Below are 20,818 nucleotides of genomic sequence, written 5' to 3' on the forward strand. Positions count from 1 at the left end.
TAGCTTCGGTACCTGCGTAAATTTCGCGGCCTCGGAGATGCAAACGGGTGATTAGCTCAGCTGGGAGAGCGTCTGCCTTACAAGCAGAATGTCGGCGGTTCGATCCCGTCATCACCCACCACTTCCGAGAGTCTTGCGAAAGCAAGATGGAAGCTTTTAAAAGCCTCCACCGACGCGCAGCGGTAGTTCAGTCGGTTAGAATACCGGCCTGTCACGCCGGGGGTCGCGGGTTCGAGTCCCGTCCGCTGCGCCATATTTTCCGAATCAGAGTTTATTCTGGTTCGAGATTGAAAGCCTCGAAGCTTTCAGTCAGACGAGTTACTTGGACGCAAGTCCAAAGCGATACGCAGCGGTAGTTCAGTCGGTTAGAATACCGGCCTGTCACGCCGGGGGTCGCGGGTTCGAGTCCCGTCCGCTGCGCCATATCTGCATCAAGGCCCACTGAACGCCTTGGAGCTACGAAGAAAGCCGCTGGTAAAGCCAGTGTCTACTTCGAGTCGATAGCAAAGACCCTGGTCGAAAGACCGGGGTTTTTTGTGTCTGCGATTTGGCTTTTCTCCTGGTCCCCGCAACCATGGGCATTCGTATCTGCCAGCCACATGCGGCCGTGTATCGAATTCTGACTCTTCTCGACAATTTCCCTCAATAACGCTCAGCCCTGACTTACCGGTGGCTGCGTGGCAGAAACACCTGTCTCTCATTCACGTATTCAAGTTTTTCCTGGGGGCAAAACGCATAAAGCGCTTGGTTTGACGTATCAACACTAATTAGAATGAGTCGCATTTAAAATATTTCTTCGCGCAGGGTTCCTTTAGATGAGTGATGCAGCGATGCCGGCGGCGCAAACCTTCCACGACCTGTACCGCGACCATCGTGGCTGGCTCGAAAGCTGGTTGAGACGACGCATGAGCAATGGCCATGATGCGGCGGACTTGAGCCAGGATACGTTCGTGCGTTTACTCGCCAGCTCCCAGCACATCGCTGACCTGCAAGAACCCCGCGCCTATCTGGCGACGGTCGGTAAGCGACTGCTCACCAATTTTTATAAGCGCCGCAGCCTGGAACAAGCCTACCTCAGTGCGCTGGCGCTGCTGCCTGAGGACTGCGTGCCGTCTCCCGAGCAACGCTGGCTACTGCTGGAAACCCTGCAAGCCCTGGATGAATTGCTCGATGGATTGCCGACCGCGGTGCGACGAGCGTTTCTCTGGAGCCAGTTGGAGGGGTTGGGTTATCACGAGATTGCTGAACGCCTGCAAGTCTCTGAGCGCACGATCAAGCGCTACATGGCGCAAGCCTATGAACATTGCCTGCTGGTGCAAATGTGATCGGTTCAACCCCTTCGGCTGAAGCTCGGCAAGTCGTGCGGGCTGCCGCTCAATGGCTGGCACTCATGGAGTCAGGTGCCGCCAACGAGCGCGATCGTGCCAATCTGCAGCACTGGCGTGACAGCCATCCCAGTCATGAACAGGCCTGGCAGAAAGCCCAGCTCTTGCGCCAACGCTTTGCCGACCTGCCGTCGGCACTGGCCATGGCCAGCCTGGATCGGCCGCAGACGAGTCGGCGCACGGTGCTTAAGCGCGCCGTCGGCGCGGTGGCGCTGGTGCCAACCGCTTGGCTGATCAGTCGGCAGCTACCTCTGGACGTCTGGCGTGCTGACCTGCGAACCGCGACCGGGGAGGGTAAAAAAGTCCAGTTGGCGGATGGCGGCTCGCTGCAATTGAATACCGCGAGTGCCGTCGATATCGACCTGAAGAATCGGCGACTGACACTCGTGGAAGGCGAAATAGCGCTGAAGGTGCCCGGCACATCGCCACTGACGGTCCAGACGCACTTCGGGCAAGTGGTCGTCAGTCAGAGCGAAGTGTGCGTTCGTCAGGGGCAGGCGGGGTGCAAGGTGTCAGTGCTTAAAGGCGCGGTGCAGTTGCAGCCTTTGCGCGGACCGGTCTTTTCATTGCGCGCAGGCCAGCAAGTCGGCCTTCAGGCGATGGGAGCCGGACGCGCCGAACCTTTCGATGTGCTAGCCCCAGGCTGGCGCGACGGCGTGTTGATGGCACAGAACCAGCCCCTGGGCGATTTTCTGCGCGAGCTCAGCACCTATCGTCCGGGACTGTTGCGTTGGGAGCCGGAACTGGAATCCCTGCGCGTCACCGGCAGTTTCCGTCTGGAAGACACCGATCGCATCCTGACGTTGCTGGCGGCCAGCTTGCCGCTGGAGGTGCATAGGCGAACCCGCTACTGGGTCACGTTGCTGCCGCGCAAAAATAGTGTTTGAGGTGTGTCCCCTTTTTTCGCGTCGCTTGTCATTCAGGGCAAGTGAAACGAAATCAGAGAGATTCTCAATGCCCGTAGTGATGCCCTGCAGTTCGCGTCTGGGTTCTTCCAGGCTGCGCCCGTTGTTGCACTTGAGTCTGATGCTTAGTCTGAGTGCCTGTCCGTTGTTCATCACTGCCGGTTGGGCCGAAGACGCGCCTCGACGCAGTTACCAGGTGCCGGCAGGAAGCCTCAGTGCAGCGCTGACCCGTTTCGCTGGGTTGGCCGGGGTCAATCTGTCAGTGGACCCGGCACTGGTGGGCAGTCGCACCAGCCCTGGACTTTCCGGCGAATACGCGGTCGAGGAGGGCTTTGCCCGACTGTTGCAGGGTTCCGGTCTGCAACTGCAGCCGGTAGGCGAAGAGGCGTACACCCTGACCCCGGCGCCAGAAGGCGGCAGCCTGCAACTGGGCGCCACCTCGATTGTCGGTGCCACTGACTCGGAGCACGGCGATCCGTATGTCGGCGGTCAGGTCGCGCGCCGCGGTTCACAGGGCCTGCTGGGCTCGAAAGACTTTATGGAGACGCCGTTCAGCATGACCACCTACACCAGTGAGGTGGTCAAAAACCAGCAGGCGCGTACCTTGGGCGACGTGATCGCCAACGATCCTTCGGTTCGCGTCACCAACCCGGCGGGTGGGCGCTATGAGCAGTTCACCATTCGAGGGTTGAGCCTGTTCAACAGTGATGTTTCCTACAACGGCCTCTACGGCGTCCTGCCGACCTATACGATCGACATGGAGATGGCCGACCGCGTCGACGTCCTCAAAGGTCCGAGCCAGCTCATCAACGGCATCTCGCCGCGGGGCAGCGTGGGTGGAGGGATCAACGTGGTGCCCAAGCGCGCGACCGACAAGCCCATCACTTCATTCACCGGCAGTTACGCGTCCGACAGCCAGGTCGGCGGTGCCGTGGATGTCGGCCGGCGCTTTGGTGAAGACAACAAGTTCGGTCTTCGTTTCAACGGCGTGAAGCAGTCTGGCGACACCGAATGGGATCACCAGAATGTCGACCGCGAGATGGCCGTGCTGGGCCTGGATTTTCGCGGTGAACGCCTGAGGCTCTCGACGGACATCGGGCGCACCGAACGTGATACCGACGCACCGCAGGAACGCGTACAGGTTGGCCCTAACGCGCAGGTTCCGCATGCCAGCGATGTGCGCCGCAATTATGCGCAGCCCTGGAGCAAGGCGAGTACCAACGACACGTTCGGCATGGTGAATGCTGAATTCGATGTCAACGACTCCGTCATGCTGTATGGCGGCGTGGGCGCGCGTAAAAGTAATCATGATTTCCTCCGACATGCCGTTTCGGTCACCAACGACGCCGGTAATTTCAGCGTTCAACCGCGTGACTTCACCCGTGACGAAAATGTCCGGACGGCCACAGCGGGTGTGCGCAACTGGTTCCATACCGGCCCGGTCAGCCATGAAGTCAACCTGGCCGCCAGCTATTACTACATGGACTTTGAAAACGGCGGTGCCCGTTATGCTGCGGCCAACAGCAACATTTATAACCCCGTTGAAACACCAACGCCTGGCAGACCCACGCGACAGGATTCGGAGGTCTATACCGAAAACCGTTCCACCGGTGTGGCGTTGTCCGACACCCTGGGTTTCTTCGATGACCGGCTGCTGCTGACCCTCGGCGCCCGCTGGCAGCGCGTGAAGGTTGACGACTGGACCGATAACGTCAGAGGCGACACCGGCTACGACGAGGAAAAGGTTTCGCCGTCAGGCGGCATCCTGTTCAAGGCGACCGACAAGCTGTCGCTGTATGCCAACTATATGGAAGGCCTGAGCCAGGGCAAGATCGCACCGTCTACCTCGGTGAACGAGGACGAGATCTTCCCGCCGTTCATCAGCCGCCAGGTCGAGGTCGGTGCCAAGTATGACGCCGGTCCGTTCGCCGTCACCGCCGCCGTGTTCCGGATCAAGCAGCCGGCTTACGAGACCAATGCGATCACGCGCGTCTTCGGCCCGAACGGCAAGCGTGAGAACACCGGTGTGGAATTGAGTGTGTTCGGTGAACCGCTCGATGGTTTCCGTCTGCTCGGCGGTGTCATGTACATCGACAGCGAGTTGAAGGACACCACCAATGGCACCTTCGACGGCAACCGGGCACCGGCCACGCCGAAATACAACGTGAACCTGGGCGCCGAGTGGGACGTGCCGACTGTACAGGGCCTGACCCTGACCAGCCGTGGCATCTATTCGAGCTCGCAGTATCTGGACCAGTCCAACGTTAAGGAAATCGACTCCTGGGAGCGTTTCGACGTGGGCGCACGCTACGCGTTCAAGGTCGAGGAAAAGAACATCACCCTGCGTGCCAATGTCGAGAACGTGGCGGACAAGCGCTACTGGAGTTCGGCCGGAGCCTCGGATGACAGTGAGCCTGGCTTGACACTGTCGACCCCGCGCACCTACCTCCTTTCGGCGACCGTCGACTTCTGATTTGCCCCTGTCATGCGCCCCAGGGACCGGGGCGTATTCGTTGGACCTTGACCTGATTCGTATAGAGGAAGGACATATGCAAACCCTCAGTTAATGAACAATCAAGACACTTGCGTATCAGTCGCTATCTGTCGGTAGCCTATATATAAGTTGTCAGCTGCATTACAAAAATATGGCCAGATCATGGCGCTTCCGGAGTTCATACCAGGTTTATTAACTTGGTTTTTTGCGTGCCTGATTATTTTTAAAGTAGTTCAAATCGCTATATGTAAATTTCCAAATTGGTAGTAAGAATTAGTTGCAACAACTTCCAAATGAGAATAAGTTTCATATCGAATTTAACGAGGGTGAAGCGATGTTGAATGATGGCGTATTGCACTCTAATCCTTTGCAAAAGACCAATGCCGACTATTTGGCTCGACAAAGCAAGTTCGAATCTAATGTACGCAGTTATCCACGCAAGTTACCACTGGCGATCGCCAAGGCGCACGGGCTCTGGGTGACGGATGTCGAGGGCAATACTTACCTCGACTGTCTGGCCGGCGCCGGCACTTTGGCCCTGGGGCACAATCATCCGGCCGTCATGGCCAGCCTCGACAGCTTCCTCGCCTCAGGCCTGCCGATGCACACCCTGGACCTGACCACCGCGGTCAAGGACGCTTTCAGCGAAACCTTGCTCAGCCTGTTGCCGAACCAGGGCCGTGATTATTGCCTGCAATTTTGCGGGCCGTCCGGGGCGGATGCAGTGGAGGCCGCGCTGAAACTGGCCAAGACCTACACCGGGCGCAACAACATCATCAGTTTCTCCGGGGCCTACCATGGCATGACCCACGGCGCCCTGGCCCTGACCGGCAACACTGCGCCGAAAAATGCCATCGCCAGCCTGATGCCCGGGGTGCAGTTCATGCCGTACCCCCACGAATACCGTTGCCCGCTGGGCATTGGCGGTGAAACCGGGGTCGAGGCCTTGACCCACTATTTCACCCAGTTCATCGAAGACGTCGAAAGCGGCGTGTCACTGCCGGCGGCGGTGATCCTTGAAGCGGTGCAGGGTGAGGGCGGGGTCAACTGTGCCCCGGTGAGCTGGCTGCGGGCGATCCGTGAAGTGACGCGCAAGCACGGCATCCTGCTGATCCTCGACGAAGTGCAGACCGGTTTCGGCCGCACCGGCAAGATGTTCGCCTTCGAGCACGCCGACATCGAGCCGGACCTGATCGTCATGTCCAAAGCGGTCGGTGGCGGTTTGCCCATGGCGGTGCTGGGCATCCGTCGTGAATTCGACGCCTGGGAACCAGGCAATCACGCCGGCACTTTCCGCGGCAACCAGATGGCCATGGCCGCCGGGCTGGCCACGTTGCAGGTGTTGCAACAGCAAAACCTCGCCGCCCAGGCCGATCGCCAGGGCCAGTGGCTCAAGGACCGATTGGTCGAGTTGCAGGCGCATTATCCGGCCCTCGGCCAGGTGCGCGGTCGCGGCCTGATGCTGGGCATCGAGATCGTCGATGAGCGCCAGCCGGCTGATCGCCACGGGCATTTCCCGACGGACCCGGCGCTGGCCGTGGCCATTCAGCAACAGTGCTTCAAACAAGGCCTGTTGCTGGAACGCGGCGGACGTAAGGGCAATGTCATTCGCTTGTTGCCACCTTTGATTATCGACGATGAACAATGTCAGCAAGTCATCCAGCGTTTTGATAATGCGATGGCGGCAGCGTTATTGCAGTTGCGCCCTTGAATGAGTTAATCGAAGTTGCGCTGGCAGTCCGCTGAATTGCAGTTTGATGACAGCGCTACAAGTAACTTTGATGGTCGTCTGATTGTTTAAAAAAGTTCAGTGAAGTGATGTCGTTACGTGGGGTTTCGTCGGCTGTTAAACAGGTCGATCAGCAACTAATTTTTTCGCCATATAACGTGTCCAGTGGCCTCGTGGGCTATTGTGGAGCACCCATGAATCATCCAGATCGCAGTGTTTTATCGAATATGGTCAGTGAGTTGGCGACGACGCGCGCGTTGCTTAATTGTTTGATCAAAGAGTTCGCCTTGCCGGAAAACTGCCTCAGTTACAGTTGGCCGACGCAGATGCAAGGTATCGCCCCGGGCAGTTACCTCGAGGGCCTGGAATGGAAGGGTATTCCCCTGACCATCAGCCTGCCCAACCAGCAGCAATTCTTTGTGATGGTGGACCGCCGTGATGGTCTGGGCAGTCACCGTTACCTGTCGGACGTTTATGCCCGGCGTGGCGAGGGCGACTGGTCGTGCCTGAGGTTCACCGAGTTCGTCGAGCAGTTGCTCGCGGCGTGCGAACACATGACCCGCGCCAGCAACGACGAGTTGCTGGATCAGGTGTTGCAAAGCCAGTTGCTGACCGCGTCCATCGTCGGCCACAACATGGACGGGCAGCACCCGGCACCGCTCAGCGGTTACCTCGCCAGTGAGCAGGGCTTGTGGTTTGGTCATCCGAACCACCCGGCACCCAAGGCGCGCCTGTGGCCAGCTCATCTGGCCCAGGAAACCTATGCTCCGGAATTCCAGGCCCGCACGCCGTTGCACCTGTTCGAGGTGCCGCTGGAAGGATTGAACGTCGGGGCCAACGGCCTGAGCAAAGCCCAAGTGCTGGCCGGTTTTGCCGATCAGGCGCAGGCGCGGCCAGGACACGCGGTTATCTGCATGCACCCGGTTCAGGCCCAGCTGTTCATGCAGGACGGTCGGGTTCAGCGTTTGTTGAAATCCGCGGCCATCGTCGATCTTGGCGCCACAGGGCTGATGGCCAACCCCACGGCGTCCATCCGTACCTGGTACATCGAGGGCCATGAGTTTTTCATCAAGGGCTCGCTGAACGTGCGCATCACCAACTGCGTCAGGAAAAACGCTTGGTACGAACTGGAAAGCGCACTGATGATCGACCGAGTCTTTCGTAACCTCCAATTGACCCAGCCCGAAACCCTTGGCGGGCTCTCGGTGGTCGCCGAGCCGGGCAACCTGAGCTGGGCGCCGCAACAGGCCAGCGAAGCCGATAACCACTGGTTCCGCGAACAGACCGGGGCGATCCTGCGGGAGAACTTCTGCCTCGACACCGGCACCGACTGCAGCATCATGGCCGGTACATTGTTCGCTCGCGGCCTGCATTTACCACCGTTGGTGCATGAGTTCCTGAGCCGGTTCAACGGCAATGACATCGACGATCAACAGCTGTTGAGCTGGTTCGACGACTATCAGGCGCTGTTGCTACGGCCAGTGCTGGCGTTGTTCTTCAACCACGGCATCGTCATGGAACCGCATTTGCAGAACAGCGTGCTGGTGCATGACAACGGTCGTCCACAACGCTTGCTGCTGCGGGATTTCGAAGGGGTCAAACTGACCGACGAACTGGGGGCCTCGCGGATCGACGCAGACGTTCATCCACGGGTGCGCGAGTCGCTGCTCTATTCCCGCCAGCAAGGCTGGAACCGCATCGTCTATTGCCTGTTCGTCAACAACTTGTCCGAGGCTGTGTTGGCCCTGAGTTGGGAACGTCCGCACCTGGCGCCGCTGATGTGGCAACGGGTGGAGCAGCAATTGATCAGCATCCGCGTCGAATTGGCCCGCGCTGCGCCAGAGTTGGACGCACTGATTGCCGGTCAGCCGATTGCCTGCAAAACCAACCTGAAAGTGCGCCTGGCGGCCAAGGCCGATCGCCAGGCCAGCTACGTCAGTCTGGTGTCCCCGTGGGGCAAGGAGGCCAAGCATGGATAAGCTGCCCGAAGCGGTATTGGCCGCCATCGACGAAGCCCGCACGCAGCACGAAGATCCACTGGCGCTGTTCGTCTATGACCTGGACGCGTTGAAGCAGCACGTGACGCAGGTGATGGCGGCGCTGCCTGAAGGCGTAGAGCTTTACTACGCGATCAAGGCCAACAGCGAGCCGCAAATCCTCGCCGCTTTGGCACCGTTGGTGCACGGCTTCGAGATTTCCTCCGGCGGTGAGATCCATCGTCTTCAGGCCTGCCCGACGCGCAAACCATTCATCTTCTCCGGCCCTGGCAAACTGGACTCTGATCTGCATTCGGCGCTGCAACACCAGGTCGAAGCGATTCACATCGAAAGCCTGAATGAAATCGTCCGCCTGCAACGGCTGGCACTGGAAGCGGGGCGCGTGCAAGACGTCTTGCTGCGGATCAATCCTGAACTGCCGTCGCCGCTCTCCAGCAAACTGGCGATGGCCGGCACGGCCACACCGTTCGGGATCGATGAAGCGGAACTGGCTCAGGCGGTCAGCTGGGTCGATAACGCCAGTCACCTGCGGCTCAAGGGCTTTCATGTGCATGCGATGTCCCATCAGTCGCTGGTGGAACGCCATGAACAATTGCTCGATCTGTACTTGCAGCGCTGGCCGCAATGGAAAGCGTTGTCGGTCGATCCCGCGGCGATCACTCACCTCAATGTGGGCGGTGGCATCGGGGTCAATTACCTCGGGCCGCAGCAATTCGATTGGCAGCGCTTGTGTACGCATTTGGGGCAGAGCCTTTCAGCCTGTGCCGATGCGCCCATCGTGCGCTTTGAGCCTGGTCGTTTCATCAGCGCCTTCTGCGGTTATTACGCCATTGAAGTGCTGGACAGGAAAACCAGTCACGGCAAGCACTTCCTGGTCTGTCGTGGCGGCACGCATCAGTTCCGTTTGCCGGTTGCCCAGGGCCATGATCACCCGGTCATTCATCTGCCCCGGCATCGCGTCACTTCAACGGCGCCACAACAGGAGTGGACTGTCGTTGGGCAGCTCTGTACGCCCAAGGATGTGCTGAGCCGCGATTGCCCGCTCACGGACGTGGAGATCGGCGACATGCTGGTGCTGCCGCTGGCGGGTGCCTATGGCTACAACATTTCCCACGCCGATTTCCTCTGTCATCCGCGACCACCGCAGGTGTTTGTACAACAGGCCGGAGTCGCACCGTGGGATTGACGTTCGCCGTGCCGCGCTGGTTGGTGGTGGTCAATGTGCTGTTGGGCACGCTGACGGTCAGTCTGAACAACAGCTCATTGAATCCGGCGTTGCCGGCGTTCATGGAGGCCTTTGAGATTGGCCCGCTGTTGGCCACCTGGATTGTCGCGGCGTTCATGGTGAGCATGGGCATGACCATGCCGCTCACCAGTTTTCTCAGCCAGCGGATGGGGCGCAAATCCCTCTATTTGTGGGGTGTGGCGTTGTTTGTCTGCGGTTCGCTGCTGGGGGCGCTGGCCAATTCCATCGCGCTGGTGATTGCCGCACGCGTGGTGCAAGGCATCGCCAGTGGGCTGATGATTCCGCTGTCCCTGGCGATCATTTTTTCGGTGTACGCGAAGGGCGAGCGGGGCAGGGTCACCGGCCTATGGGGCGCGGCGGTCATGCTGGCGCCGGCATTGGGGCCCTTGTGCGGGAGCCTGATGCTGGAGTGGTTCAGTTGGCGCTCGCTGTTCCTGATGAATGTGCCGATTGGCCTGTTGGCGCTGATCCTTGGCGTCGGCGTGCTGCCGGCTTCTGAAGCATCGGAACGCAAACCTTTCGACCTGGCGGGTTACCTGTTGATCGCGGCGGGCATCGGTCTGCTGATGATTGCCGTTGGCCGTCTGCGCCATGCCGAAGCCCTCACTGATCCGCTCAACCTTGGCATGCTGTTGGCGGCGATTCTGTGTCTGGTCGCGTTTGTTCGACTGGAACTGAACCGGACTTCGCCGCTGCTTAACCTGCGTATCTTTGCCCTGCGCGGTTATCGCTTGAGCGTGATCATCGCGGTGGTGCAGTCGGTCGGCATGTTCGAATGCCTGGTCCTGCTGCCACTGTTGGTACAAGTGGTGATGGGCTACAGCGCTATCTGGACCGGTCTGTCGCTGCTGTGCACGGCGATGTTCGCCAGCCTGTTCGGGCATCTCGGCGGCAAGTGGCTGGACCGACACGGCCCGCGCGGCGTGGTGCTCTGGGGGCTGCTGCTGACCGGGGGCGCCACGCTGGGATTGGGCATGCTGGGGGCTGGCGCTTCAATCGGTGTGGTGTTTTTTCTGATGATGGTCCGCGGCGCCGGGCTGGGCCTTTCCTATATCCCCATCACCACCGCCGGGCTCGATGCGCTGCCTGAACCGATGGTCACGCAAGGCGCGGCGATGAACAACATTTCCCGTCGTCTCGTCTCGTCGCTGGCCATCGTGGTTGCCTCCCTGTGGCTGGAACTGCGCCTGACTGCCGAGACCGGGGGCGGGGTGGTTTCGATGGCCAGCTCGGGGGCGATCAGCGAGGTCTTCATGGCCACCGGCATCCTCATCCTCCTGGCATTGCCCTGTGCCTGGCGTTTTCCCGTTCACGCATCCGACGAGCCGGCCGAGGCATTGCCCTCAGCCCTCGAACACCGTTAATTCTTTCATGGACAAGGTTATGACTATGGCGACTTCTTCACAGGCAACACATCAGGCTGCTGATTCAGCGCCAGGCGTCTGGCTGGCGACGGCCGATCCGCGCCACTATCAGCAAGTGGAACAGCGCGTGGTGGGCCAGCTGCTGCAAACGCTGCTGTATGAAAACGTCCTGCCGTATCGCCACTCGCCTCTCGATGGCGGCCAGTACCGTTTTGTCGTCAGCGGCATCGACACGCAGCAACAACCGGTGGAGTACCACTGCAGCGGATTGCTCAGCGAAAGCTTCGAGCTGATCCGCCTCGACTATGCCAGTCTCGAACGCGTTGACGCGTTGGGCGCACGCCGTCGGCCGCACCTTCATCAAGCATTGGCGGAGCTGTTGAGCGAACTTCAGGACAGCCCGCATCTACCTCGCTTCACCCATGAGCTTGAACAAACGCTGCTCAAGGATCTGCAATCGCGCAGTCAGGGTTATCAAGCGACCCAGCCAACCCATCAACTGGATGTCGATGCGCTGGAACAGCACTTCATGGACGCCCACAGCTATCACCCTTGCTACAAATCGCGCATCGGTTTTTCGCTCAAGGACAACGCCAATTACGGGCCGGAATTTGCCGCGCCCATCGCGATTGTCTGGCTGGCAGTGGCGAAAACCTGCGGTGCGATGAACATTTCCCGGCACCTGAATTACGACGATTTTATCCAGCAGGAATTCGGACTTCAGCGCTGGCAGCAACTGGCTGAGAGCCTCACCGATCAAGGCAAGGCGATGGGCGATTACTGGCTGATGCCGGTACACCCGTGGCAGTGGGAAAACATCATTGTTCCCGTGTTCTACCCAGAACTGGTCAGCGGTGAAGTGATCCATCTGGGCACCACGGATGATCGCTATCAGGCGCAACAGTCGATCCGCACGTTGGCCAACGTCACTGAGAAAAAGCGGCCTTACGTCAAGCTCGCGTTGAGCATGACCAACACCTCCAGCACCCGAATTCTGGCCCGGCACACGGTGATGAACGGCCCGATCATCACCGACTGGTTGCAGCAGTTGATCGGCAGCGACAGCACCGCCCGCGACCTTGGTTTTGTGATTCTCGGCGAAGTGGTCGGCGTCAGCTTTGACTACGATCACCTGCCCGCCACGCGGATGTCCCAGGCCTACGGCACGATGGGCAGCCTGTGGCGCGAGAGCATTCACCAGTACCTGCAAGACGATGAGCAAGCGGTGCCGTTCAATGGCTTGAGCTCCGTGGACAATCGCTACGGCAGCGGTGAACAGAAGCCGTTTATCGATGCCTGGATCAAGCAATACGGCCTGCACGCCTGGACTCGCCAACTGCTGCAAGTGGCGGTGTCGCCGATCATTCACATGCTTTACGCCGAAGGCATCGGCATGGAGTCCCATGGGCAGAACATCGTCCTGATCGTGAAGCAGGGCTGGCCGCAACGTATCGCCCTGAAAGACTTCCATGACGGCGTGCGCTATTCGCCGCAACACCTGGGGCGCCCCGAGCTGTGCCCGACCCTGGTGCCGCTGCCCGCCAGCCACGCCAAGCTCAATCGCAACTCGTTCATCCTCACCGACGATCTGGATGCGGTCCGGGATTTTTCCTGTGACTCGTTCTTTTTCATCGCCCTGGCCGAGATGGCGATCTTCCTGCATCAGCACTATCAGCTCGAAGAGGCCCTGTTCTGGAAAATGACCGCCGAGGTGATCACTGCTTACCAGGCTGAACATCCGCAACACCGTCCACGTTATGCAGCGTTTGATGTGTTCGCGCCGTTCTATGAAGTGGAGGAACTGACCAAGCGCCGTCTGCTGGGCGATGGCGAACGTCGTTTTAAATCGGTGCCGAATCCGCTGCACGCGTTCCGGCCGCAATCATGCTGAGGACCAATCTGCTCAAGCAGAAGCTCAGAACAGGTGAGCCGGTCTACGGCCTGATCAGTTCGATTCCGTCACCAGCGGCCATCGAACTGATTGCCGAGGCGGGTTTTGATTTTGTGATCATCGATATGGAACACGTGCTGATCAATCCCGAGACCGTGGAGAACATGATCCGCACCGCCGAAAGTTACGCGCTGACCCCGTTGGTGCGGGTGGCGGATCTCAACCCGAAAACCCTGCTGCGCCTGCTTGATGGCGGCGCCCAGGGCATTGTCTTGCCGATGATCGAAGGCCCCGAGCCTTTGGCCGAAAGCATTCGTGCCTGCAAATACCACCCGCAGGGTACCCGCAGCCTGAATGCCGGGCGCCCCGGTGCCTTTGGCAAACACAGCCTGGCGGAGTACGTCGCGCTGGCCAACGAGCAAATCATGGTCGTGGCGATGATCGAAAGTGCCGAAGGTGTGCGGCGGGCGGCAGAGATTGCCGCCGTGCCCGGCCTCGACATGATCCTCGAAGGGGCCGCCGACTTATCGCAATCGATGGGCATGCCCTGGCAGATCGATCGACCCGAGGTGCAGCAAGCGCTGCTCGCCAGTTGGCAGGCAGCCAACGCTGAGGGCGTGCCGTATTGCGCGATTCCACGTCAGTCGGGCGACCACGAACGGTGGTTGAGCCGGGGCGTAAAAAGTTTTGTTTTGGGTGACGAGCGTGGCATCGCTTTTCGTGCCCTCCAGGCCAAATTGGCCGCCACTTCAGCAGAAGGAAAATAGTCGGATGAACTTCCCCACAATGGCCGCCGACAAGGTGATGCAGGATCTGGTCGATTGTTTGCTGGCCGAACATTTTTTCGGGGCCGAGCCGCTGAACCTGGTGGCGCCATCGTCATCGGCCGATCAGCCGTTTACCGGGTTGAGCGCCGAACAACGGATCTGGGAATGGCCCATCGATCCCCATGGTTGCATCGTCATTGCCCTGCGTCCCGGCATTACCCAGCAGTGGGAAAAAGTACCGGGCACGCCGGTATGGGGGCGACAGAATGACCAACTGACCGCGCTGTCACCCGAGGCTTTCACGACCCAGGTGCTGGCCGGGATGACCGATCGCTACCCGGACAATGAAAAAGGCTTCGCCCTGTTTCTGGATGTGCTGCGCACCAGCGTCCGGCAAACCGAGTTGTCCCTGGCCCATCGGGTTAACAGCGAACGCTTGCTGGAAAAGAGCAACGCGGACTTTTTCCTGGCGATGGAACAGTGGGCTTCGCTGCGCGATCGTCCCTACCACCCGCTGGCCAAAGCCAAGCAGGGTTTGGACGACGCGGAATATCGGCAGTATCAGGCGGAGTTTGCCCGTCCGGTGGCGCTCAACTGGGTCGCGGTCGACCGCACGTTGCTGCAATGCGGCGACGGTGTGACGGACCTGGCGCAGAGTTATCCTGCCCAGTACTTGTTGCCGTTCGCGTTACAGGTCGGCCTGCAACACGAGTTGCAACAACGGGGCATTGCCGACAGTCATATCGCACTGCCGGTGCACCCGTGGCAGTTCGAGCACGTGCTGGAAGCGCAACTCGGCGACGCTTTCGCCAAGGGTGATTGCCATCGACTGGACTTCACCGACGGTGATTTCTTCGCCACCTCGTCGTTGCGCTCGATGACGCCGTGCTTCAACAGTGCCGATTACCTCAAGTTGCCGATGGCGATCTATTCGCTGGGTGCTTCCCGTTATCTGCCTGCAGTGAAAATGATCAACGGCGGCTTGAGCGAGGCGCTGCTGCGCCAGGCTCTGAGCAAGGATCAAACCCTGCAACAGTCGCTGCACCTGTGCGACGAAACCAAATGGTGGGCGTTCATGCCGCCGGACGCGACGCTGTTCGACGAAGCGCCGCGTCACTTGTCGGCGATGGTGCGCGGCTATCCGCCCGCGCTGCTCGAAGACCTGGACACCCGACTGGTGCCCATGGCGGCATTGGGCACACCGCTGCCGGGAAGCAATCAGCACTTCTTCGATGACTGGATGGCCTACCGCCAACTGCCGGCCAACGCTGCGTCAGTGATGACCCTGTTCCGCGAGGTGTGCCACAGCTTCTTCGATATCAACCTGCGGATGTTCCGCATCGGCATGCTCGGGGAAATTCACGGGCAGAACGCGGTGCTGGTGTGGAAGGCCGGTTACGCCCAGGGCTTGCTGTTGCGCGATCACGACTCGTTGCGCATCTTCGTGCCGTGGCTGGAACGCAACGGCCTGGCCGACCCGGCTTACCGGTTGAAGAAGGGACACGCCAACACGCTGTACCACGATCGCCCTGAAGACCTGCTGTTCTGGTTGCAGACCCTGGGTATTCAGGTCAACCTCCGCGCCATTATCGATACGCTGGCTGAGGTCTACGCATTGCCGGCGACCGGGTTGTGGACGGCGATGGGCGAAGTGCTCAACGAGTTGATCGACACCATCGAGTTTGACGCCGAGGCGCGGATCATGATCAAGCATCAGCTATTCGAATCGCCGCACTGGCCGCAGAAATTGCTGCTCACCCCGATGATCGAGCGCGCGGGCGGCCCTGGCAGCATGCCGTTTGGCAAAGGGCAGGTGGTCAACCCGTTTCACCGGCTTGATCGTAATGCCTGAACCGCGACGTGAACCCTCCAGGCGCACGCTGTTGCGCCTGTCCCTGGGGGCGCTCGCCCTCAGGTTTTCCGCGCCGGCGTGGGCCGAGGCTGGCGCCGCACCGTTGCGGGTGATCACCCTGTTTCAGGGGGCCACCGACTGCGCTGTGATGTTAGGCGTGACCCCGTGTGGCGTAGTCGATTCCTGGAGCGAAAAACCGACCTATCGCTATTTGCGCGCAGATCTGGAGCAGGTGCCCCATGTCGGATTGGAAACTCAGCCCAGCCTTGAAGACATCGCACTGCTCAAACCGGACTTGATCGTTGCCTCACATTTTCGCCATGAGCGCATCGCCCCATTACTCAAGCAGATCGCCCCGGTGCTGATGCTGGAGGAAGTGTTTGAGTTCAAGAAGACCCTGGCGCTGATGGGCGCTGCATTACAGCAGCAACAGAGGGCCGATGAGATTCTGAACCGATGGCAGCAGCGCGTGGCACAACTGTGTCAGCAACTGCGGCAGACATTTGCCGGACGCTGGCCTCCCACGGTGTCGATACTGGACATCCGCGAAGACCACATCCGCAGTTACCTGCCGGCGAGTTTTCCGGGCTCGGTGCTCACCGAACTGGGATTCAACTGGAGTGACAACAGCCGGGAGGCGAGCGGGGTATCGATCAAACTCACCAGCAAGGAAAGCCTTGCGGTGGTGAATGCCGACATCTTTTTTGTCTTTCTGCGCGCGCAGAACGCGGCGGTGCAGCGCAACTACGAGAGCTTGGTGCAACACCCGCTGTGGAAGCAGATGCGTGCCCCGCAGCAAGGACAGGTGTGGCAGGTCGATGGCGTCGCGTGGAGTCTGTCGGGCGGGATGTTGGGGGCTAACCTGATGCTCGACGACGTGGCCCGCCTGGCCGCCGCGCAGGTGGCCTCATGAGCCCGGGAGTCAAGCTGTGCAGCGCGGGCGTCGTGTTGCTGTTGTGCTGCGTGTTGAGCCTGGCGGTCGGTGCTACCTGGATTCCACTGCCACAGATTGCCGCGGCGTTTGTCCATCCCGACCCGTTGAGTATCAATCATGTGCTGGTGACCACCACGCGCCTGTCGCGCACCCTGATGGCGATTTCCGTTGGCGCCAGCCTGGCGGTCGCGGGCGCGCTGATGCAGGCACTGACGCGCAATCCATTGGCATCACCCGGGTTGTTCGGGATCAATGCCGGTGCGACTTTTTTTATCATCCTGTTTTCCTCGATCTTCTCGCTGTCATCCCCGGATGCCTGGCTATGGTCGGCGTTCATTGGCGCTGGCGTGGCGGGTTGCCTGGTGTGGCTGATCGGCAACATGGGGCAAGGCAGTCTCAGTCCGCTGCGCATCGTGCTGGCGGGCGCGGCGATCGCCGCGTTGTTCTCCGCTTTCAGTCAGGCGCTGCTGGTGGTGAATCAGGATGGCCTGGACACGGTGCTGTTCTGGATGGCTGGTTCACTGACCGAACGCAGCCTGTCGACCGCTGCGCCGTTGTTGCTGTGCGCTGTGTTCGGGTTGGCGGGGGCGCTGTTGCTGGCCGGGCAGCTCAATGTGCTGAACGCCGGGGAAGAGATCGCCACGGGGTTGGGGCAGCGAACCGGTCTGATCCGTCTGCTGATGAGTGTGCTGGTGATCTGTCTCGCGGGCAGCGCGGTGGCGTTGGCCGGCAGCATTGGTTTCATTGGTCTTCTGGTACCGCACATGGTGCGCAAGGGATTGTCCATCGACCATCGATGGTTGCTGCCCGGTTGCGCGCTGCTCGGCGCCATTCTGCTGTTGTTGGCGGATACGCTGTCGCGGGTTTTGATCCTGCCTCAGGAGGTGCCGGTGGGGGTGATGACGGCGCTGTTCGGCGCACCGTTTTTCATCCTGTTGGCCCGGCGTGGAGGTCGTTATGGATAAGGTGGTGACCTGGCGCCGGGGCGGGTATTCCCGGCGGGTCAACCTCTCCACGTGGTTGCGATTGGCGGCGGCGCTGGTGCTGACGGTGCTGGTGATGCTCGGCTCGTTATCGCTGGGGAAAGTCATCCTCTCGCCCCTCGAGGTGATACGAATCCTGTTTTCCAGTCAGGACGCCAGCCTGACGTTGATCGTCGAGCAACTGCGTTTTCCACGCATTGTGCTGGCGGCATTGGTCGGGGCTGCGTTGTCGGTGTCCGGGCTGATCCTGCAAAGCATCATCCGCAACCCGCTGGCATCGCCGGACCTGCTGGGCATCACCAGCGGTGCCAGCGCCGCTGCTGTGCTTTATCTGTCGTTCTTGTCGGCGACGCTGGGGCAACAATTTTTGCCCCTGGCCGCAATGCTCGGTGCGGCGCTGGCGACACTGGCCATTTATCTGCTGGCCTGGAAGCAGGGGACCTCACCGCTGCGACTGGTGCTGATCGGTGTGGGCGTCTCAGCGATGTTGACCGCCGCGACGACCTTCATTCTGGTGTTCAGTCCGCTGACCACCACCCTGTCTGCCTACGTTTGGCTGACCGGCAGCGTATACGGCGCCAGTTGGCCCGAACCGCTGGCGCTTGCGAGCTGGTTGTTGGGCATTTGTCCGCTGCTGGTGCTGCTGGCCCGTCAGGTGATGGTGCAGCAGTTGGATGACAACTTGGCCCAGGGCATCGGCGTGCGCGTGCAATGGCTGCGGGCCGGTTTGTTGTTGGTGAGTGTGGCGTTGGCCGGTGCGGCCATTGCCTGGGGTGGGGCGATCGCGTTTGTCGGGCTGATCGCGCCACATATTGCCAAACGCCTGGTGGCCCCTGGTTTCGCTGGGCAGGCTGTGATGGCCGCCCTGATTGGCGCAAACCTGGTGATGCTGGCGGACCTGGTCGGGCGCACGCTGTTCCTGCCCCTGGATCTACCGGCCGGGATCTTTGTCGCGGTGCTGGGCACACCCTTTTTTCTCTATTTATTGATTAAACAGCGTCATTAAGGAATTCAACGTATGACGTCGATTGCAAGTCGCGGCCTGACCCTGAGTTATCAGCGCCAGGTGATTATTGACGCGCTGGACATGCAACTGCCCCAGGGCAAGATCTCGGTGCTGATTGGCAGTAACGGCTGCGGCAAAAGTACCTTGCTCAAATCCTTCGCACGACTGCTGAAACCGCAGCAAGGCTCGGTGATTCTCAACGGCGTGGATATCCAGAAAAAATCCACGGCGGCGGTGGCGCGTGAGTTGGCCATCCTGCCCCAGACACCGACGGCGCCCGAGGGCATTACTGTTCGCCAGCTCGTGGCTCTGGGCCGATACCCTTATCAAAGCTGGATGCAACAGTGGTCGGCCGAGGATGAAACCATGGTCAATCGCGCGCTGACGCAGACCAGTCTGCAAGCGCTGGCGGATCGGCCGGTGGATGCCTTGTCCGGTGGGCAGCGCCAGCGTGCGTGGATTGCCATGACCCTGGCCCAGGACACCGGCATCGTGCTGCTGGACGAGCCGACGACCTTCCTCGACCTGGCTCACCAGATTGAAGTGCTGGACCTGCTGCGCGACCTCAACCGGCTCGAAAACAAAACCATCATCATGGTGCTTCACGACCTCAACCTGGCCTGTCGTTATGCCGATCATATGGTGGCGGTGCATGAGCGTACGGCATTTGCCCAGGGCCGGCCTGAAGACGTCTTGACTCAAGCGCTGGTCAAAACCGTGTTCGACCTCAACTGCAGGATTATTCCTGATCCGTTCTTTGGTACGCCGATGTGCATTCCGTTTGGCCGGGAATTGCCGCAATGAGTCTGGCTCACCACTTCACCGCGCAAGAATGGAACGTGCTGGGCGGTGGGTTGCGGTTGAAGGACTGCGCCGAACGTGACCCCTTACGCTCGCTGATGGCGCGTGACCTGTTGCAGGACGAGGTGTGCGAGCGTTTGCTGGACGCATTGAGCCCGGTCATTGGCTCACCGTCGCGGGCGATCACCGCCTCGCTGCTGGGTAAGCGCCTGTCGTTCCTGGCCACCGGCGCGTGTTTGTACGCCATGTCGGTGTACGACAAAGGACTGCTGCTGTCGCTGGACAACACGGTGATCGAGTACGGCCATGATGACGGGCTGTGGACGTCTTCGATGCCGCTGGCTCATTCCCTGCCGCTGGCGTACGGGGCCGGTGAGCGCGAGGCCTGGCGGGAAACCCTGGTGCAGGCGCTGTTTGCCGGGCTGTTGAAGCCGCTGTGGCAAACCTTCAACCGTGTGAGTGGTGTTTCGCGGCGCATCTTGTGGGAAAACACCGCCGTGCGCGTGTATTCGTTGTATGAAAAACGCATGACGAAAATCGACGAACCGTCGGTACGCGAGCGCTATGAAGCCGACTTCAGGTGGTTGCTGACCCAGGCACAACCTGCGCTGTTCGGTCTCGATTACAACCCGCTCAGCCATTTCCGCCGACCGCCGACACTGCTCGACGAGGGGCAGCGCAGCATTCGCTTTCGACGAACCTGCTGCTTCTATTACCTGGCTACTGAGCCTGCTGAATATTGTTCGACCTGCCCACTGCTGCGTCCGGGGAAATGCCGATGAGTTATCAGATCAAGCCTCGCCAGCAACTCGTCACCTCGGAGTTGCTCAACGCCTACCGGTCGATCCCTTCGTCAACCATCGGCCACTTTTCCGATCGGGGCTTCCTGCGGGGGATCAAGCCGCTGTTCAACAACATCCGCATGGTCGGCCATGTCGTCACCGTCAAAGTCTTTCCGCCGGATGGCAGCATTCTGCGTGAGGCCTTGTTGCTGAGTGAGCCGGGCGACGTACTGGTGATCGAATGTGTGGGCGACGAAGAGTGTGGCTGTTGGGGGGAGCTGCGCACCCTGGCCGGTCTGATCAAAGGGTTGGCCGGGGTGGTGGTGTCGGGTGCGGTCACGGATGTCAGTGCATTGCGTCGCCATGGGTTGCCGGTCTTTTGCCGGGACGTCAGTGCGTACACGACTCGCAGCATTGGCGCCCGAGGGGAAGTCAATCAGTCGATCAGTGTGGGCGGCGTTCAGGTACAGCCGGGGGATCTGGCCATTGGTGATGATGACGGCGTCTTCATCCTCGATGCCCGGCGTGCGGCCGAGCTGCTTCCCGAGCTCTTGGCCAAAGAGGAAATGGACCAGCAGCGCAGGGCGGAATTCTTGCAGAGGCTCGATCAGCGAAGGGGCTGACTTCCCGAGCGGAAATGAAAAGGGGCAACTGTGCAGTTGCCCCTTTTTTGCGTCGGTCA

The 20,818-nt window shown here is 60.3% G+C and carries 16 protein-coding genes and 3 tRNA genes; all 19 read left to right on the forward strand.

What is annotated here, in order from left to right; translation table 11 throughout:
- Nucleotides 1-45 precede the first annotated feature (45 nt).
- The 19 genes from KGB03_RS07810 (at nt 46) to KGB03_RS07900 (ending at nt 20,759) form a co-directional block, all read left to right on the forward strand.
- Nucleotides 46-121 (forward strand) — tRNA-Val (locus KGB03_RS07810).
- Between the two features lie 55 nt (nt 122-176).
- A tRNA-Asp gene (locus tag KGB03_RS07815) sits at nt 177-253 on the forward strand.
- 93 nt (nt 254-346) lie between these two features.
- A tRNA-Asp gene (locus KGB03_RS07820) sits at nt 347-423 on the forward strand.
- Nucleotides 424-815: 392 nt separating this feature from the next.
- Nucleotides 816-1,325, forward strand: coding sequence for a sigma-70 family RNA polymerase sigma factor (locus KGB03_RS07825; protein WP_223526738.1), 510 nt, complete (start codon nt 816-818; stop codon nt 1,323-1,325).
- Entirely contained in the window at nt 1,322-2,272 is a 951-nt protein-coding gene (locus tag KGB03_RS07830; RefSeq protein WP_223526739.1) for a FecR domain-containing protein, read from the forward strand. Before KGB03_RS07825 ends, KGB03_RS07830 begins: the two co-directional genes overlap by 4 nt.
- 67 nt (nt 2,273-2,339) lie before the next feature.
- Nucleotides 2,340-4,763, forward strand: a complete 2,424-nt coding sequence (locus KGB03_RS07835; RefSeq protein ID WP_223526740.1) for a TonB-dependent receptor — start codon at nt 2,340-2,342, stop codon at nt 4,761-4,763.
- 355 nt (nt 4,764-5,118) lie between these two features.
- Nucleotides 5,119-6,495 (forward strand): diaminobutyrate--2-oxoglutarate transaminase, encoded by a 1,377-nt coding sequence (locus KGB03_RS07840; protein ID WP_223526741.1) that lies wholly within the window; start codon nt 5,119-5,121, stop codon nt 6,493-6,495.
- A 212-nt stretch (nt 6,496-6,707) separates the two neighbouring features.
- Nucleotides 6,708-8,492, forward strand: a complete 1,785-nt coding sequence (locus tag KGB03_RS07845; protein ID WP_111450524.1) for an IucA/IucC family protein — start codon at nt 6,708-6,710, stop codon at nt 8,490-8,492.
- Nucleotides 8,485-9,696 carry a type III PLP-dependent enzyme gene (locus KGB03_RS07850; RefSeq protein ID WP_223526742.1) on the forward strand — a complete coding sequence of 404 codons (1,212 nt, stop codon included), beginning with the start codon at nt 8,485-8,487 and terminating at the stop codon, nt 9,694-9,696. Before KGB03_RS07845 ends, KGB03_RS07850 begins: the two co-directional genes overlap by 8 nt.
- The gene (locus KGB03_RS07855; protein WP_223526774.1) at nt 9,693-11,120 is read left to right on the forward strand and encodes a DHA2 family efflux MFS transporter permease subunit; all 1,428 of its coding nucleotides are present in this window, start codon (nt 9,693-9,695) and stop codon (nt 11,118-11,120) included. Before KGB03_RS07850 ends, KGB03_RS07855 begins: the two co-directional genes overlap by 4 nt.
- A 25-nt stretch (nt 11,121-11,145) precedes the next feature.
- A complete protein-coding gene (locus tag KGB03_RS07860) occupies nt 11,146-13,011 on the forward strand; it encodes an IucA/IucC family protein (protein WP_411740027.1) in 1,866 nt (621 codons plus the stop codon).
- The gene (locus KGB03_RS07865) at nt 13,005-13,778 is read left to right on the forward strand and encodes an HpcH/HpaI aldolase family protein (protein ID WP_218537421.1); all 774 of its coding nucleotides are present in this window, start codon (nt 13,005-13,007) and stop codon (nt 13,776-13,778) included. Before KGB03_RS07860 ends, KGB03_RS07865 begins: the two co-directional genes overlap by 7 nt.
- A gap of 4 nt (nt 13,779-13,782) precedes the next feature.
- Entirely contained in the window at nt 13,783-15,630 is a 1,848-nt protein-coding gene (locus KGB03_RS07870) for an IucA/IucC family protein (protein ID WP_223526744.1), read from the forward strand.
- On the forward strand, nt 15,623-16,543 hold the full coding sequence (locus tag KGB03_RS07875; protein WP_223526745.1) for an ABC transporter substrate-binding protein: 921 nt from the start codon (nt 15,623-15,625) through the stop codon (nt 16,541-16,543). The genes KGB03_RS07870 and KGB03_RS07875 overlap by 8 nt, the downstream gene beginning before the upstream one ends.
- Nucleotides 16,540-17,529 (forward strand): FecCD family ABC transporter permease, encoded by a 990-nt coding sequence (locus KGB03_RS07880; protein WP_218537424.1) that lies wholly within the window; start codon nt 16,540-16,542, stop codon nt 17,527-17,529. Before KGB03_RS07875 ends, KGB03_RS07880 begins: the two co-directional genes overlap by 4 nt.
- The gene (locus tag KGB03_RS07885) at nt 17,522-18,553 is read left to right on the forward strand and encodes a FecCD family ABC transporter permease (RefSeq protein WP_218537425.1); all 1,032 of its coding nucleotides are present in this window, start codon (nt 17,522-17,524) and stop codon (nt 18,551-18,553) included. Before KGB03_RS07880 ends, KGB03_RS07885 begins: the two co-directional genes overlap by 8 nt.
- Nucleotides 18,554-18,565: 12 nt before the next feature.
- Nucleotides 18,566-19,357 (forward strand): ABC transporter ATP-binding protein, encoded by a 792-nt coding sequence (locus tag KGB03_RS07890; protein WP_218537426.1) that lies wholly within the window; start codon nt 18,566-18,568, stop codon nt 19,355-19,357.
- Nucleotides 19,354-20,136: an IucA/IucC family C-terminal-domain containing protein gene (locus KGB03_RS07895; RefSeq protein ID WP_218537427.1), complete on the forward strand. Its 783-nt coding sequence runs from the start codon at nt 19,354-19,356 to the stop codon at nt 20,134-20,136. Before KGB03_RS07890 ends, KGB03_RS07895 begins: the two co-directional genes overlap by 4 nt.
- Nucleotides 20,127-20,759 carry an RraA family protein gene (locus tag KGB03_RS07900; protein ID WP_218537428.1) on the forward strand — a complete coding sequence of 211 codons (633 nt, stop codon included), beginning with the start codon at nt 20,127-20,129 and terminating at the stop codon, nt 20,757-20,759. The genes KGB03_RS07895 and KGB03_RS07900 overlap by 10 nt, the downstream gene beginning before the upstream one ends.
- Nucleotides 20,760-20,818: the final 59 nt, after the last annotated feature.

Source organism: Pseudomonas sp. BF-B-26 (assembly GCF_019956495.1).
In the GTDB taxonomy this organism is placed as follows: domain Bacteria; phylum Pseudomonadota; class Gammaproteobacteria; order Pseudomonadales; family Pseudomonadaceae; genus Aquipseudomonas.

What these genes read in the sequence shown, in the direction of transcription:
- KGB03_RS07840 (WP_223526741.1), top strand. Translation starts at nt 5,119, where the DNA reads ATGTTGAATGATGGCGTATTGCACTCTAATCCTTTGCAAAAGACCAAT.
- KGB03_RS07870 (WP_223526744.1), top strand. Translation starts at nt 13,783, where the DNA reads ATGAACTTCCCCACAATGGCCGCCGACAAGGTGATGCAGGATCTGGTC.
- KGB03_RS07860 (WP_411740027.1), top strand. Translation starts at nt 11,146, where the DNA reads ATGGCGACTTCTTCACAGGCAACACATCAGGCTGCTGATTCAGCGCCA.
- KGB03_RS07850 (WP_223526742.1), top strand. Translation starts at nt 8,485, where the DNA reads ATGGATAAGCTGCCCGAAGCGGTATTGGCCGCCATCGACGAAGCCCGC.
- KGB03_RS07895 (WP_218537427.1), top strand. Translation starts at nt 19,354, where the DNA reads ATGAGTCTGGCTCACCACTTCACCGCGCAAGAATGGAACGTGCTGGGC.
- KGB03_RS07885 (WP_218537425.1), top strand. Translation starts at nt 17,522, where the DNA reads ATGGATAAGGTGGTGACCTGGCGCCGGGGCGGGTATTCCCGGCGGGTC.
- KGB03_RS07845 (WP_111450524.1), top strand. Translation starts at nt 6,708, where the DNA reads ATGAATCATCCAGATCGCAGTGTTTTATCGAATATGGTCAGTGAGTTG.
- KGB03_RS07900 (WP_218537428.1), top strand. Translation starts at nt 20,127, where the DNA reads ATGCCGATGAGTTATCAGATCAAGCCTCGCCAGCAACTCGTCACCTCG.
- KGB03_RS07880 (WP_218537424.1), top strand. Translation starts at nt 16,540, where the DNA reads ATGAGCCCGGGAGTCAAGCTGTGCAGCGCGGGCGTCGTGTTGCTGTTG.
- KGB03_RS07825 (WP_223526738.1), top strand. Translation starts at nt 816, where the DNA reads ATGAGTGATGCAGCGATGCCGGCGGCGCAAACCTTCCACGACCTGTAC.
- KGB03_RS07865 (WP_218537421.1), top strand. Translation starts at nt 13,005, where the DNA reads ATGCTGAGGACCAATCTGCTCAAGCAGAAGCTCAGAACAGGTGAGCCG.
- KGB03_RS07890 (WP_218537426.1), top strand. Translation starts at nt 18,566, where the DNA reads ATGACGTCGATTGCAAGTCGCGGCCTGACCCTGAGTTATCAGCGCCAG.
- KGB03_RS07875 (WP_223526745.1), top strand. Translation starts at nt 15,623, where the DNA reads ATGCCTGAACCGCGACGTGAACCCTCCAGGCGCACGCTGTTGCGCCTG.
- KGB03_RS07835 (WP_223526740.1), top strand. Translation starts at nt 2,340, where the DNA reads ATGCCCGTAGTGATGCCCTGCAGTTCGCGTCTGGGTTCTTCCAGGCTG.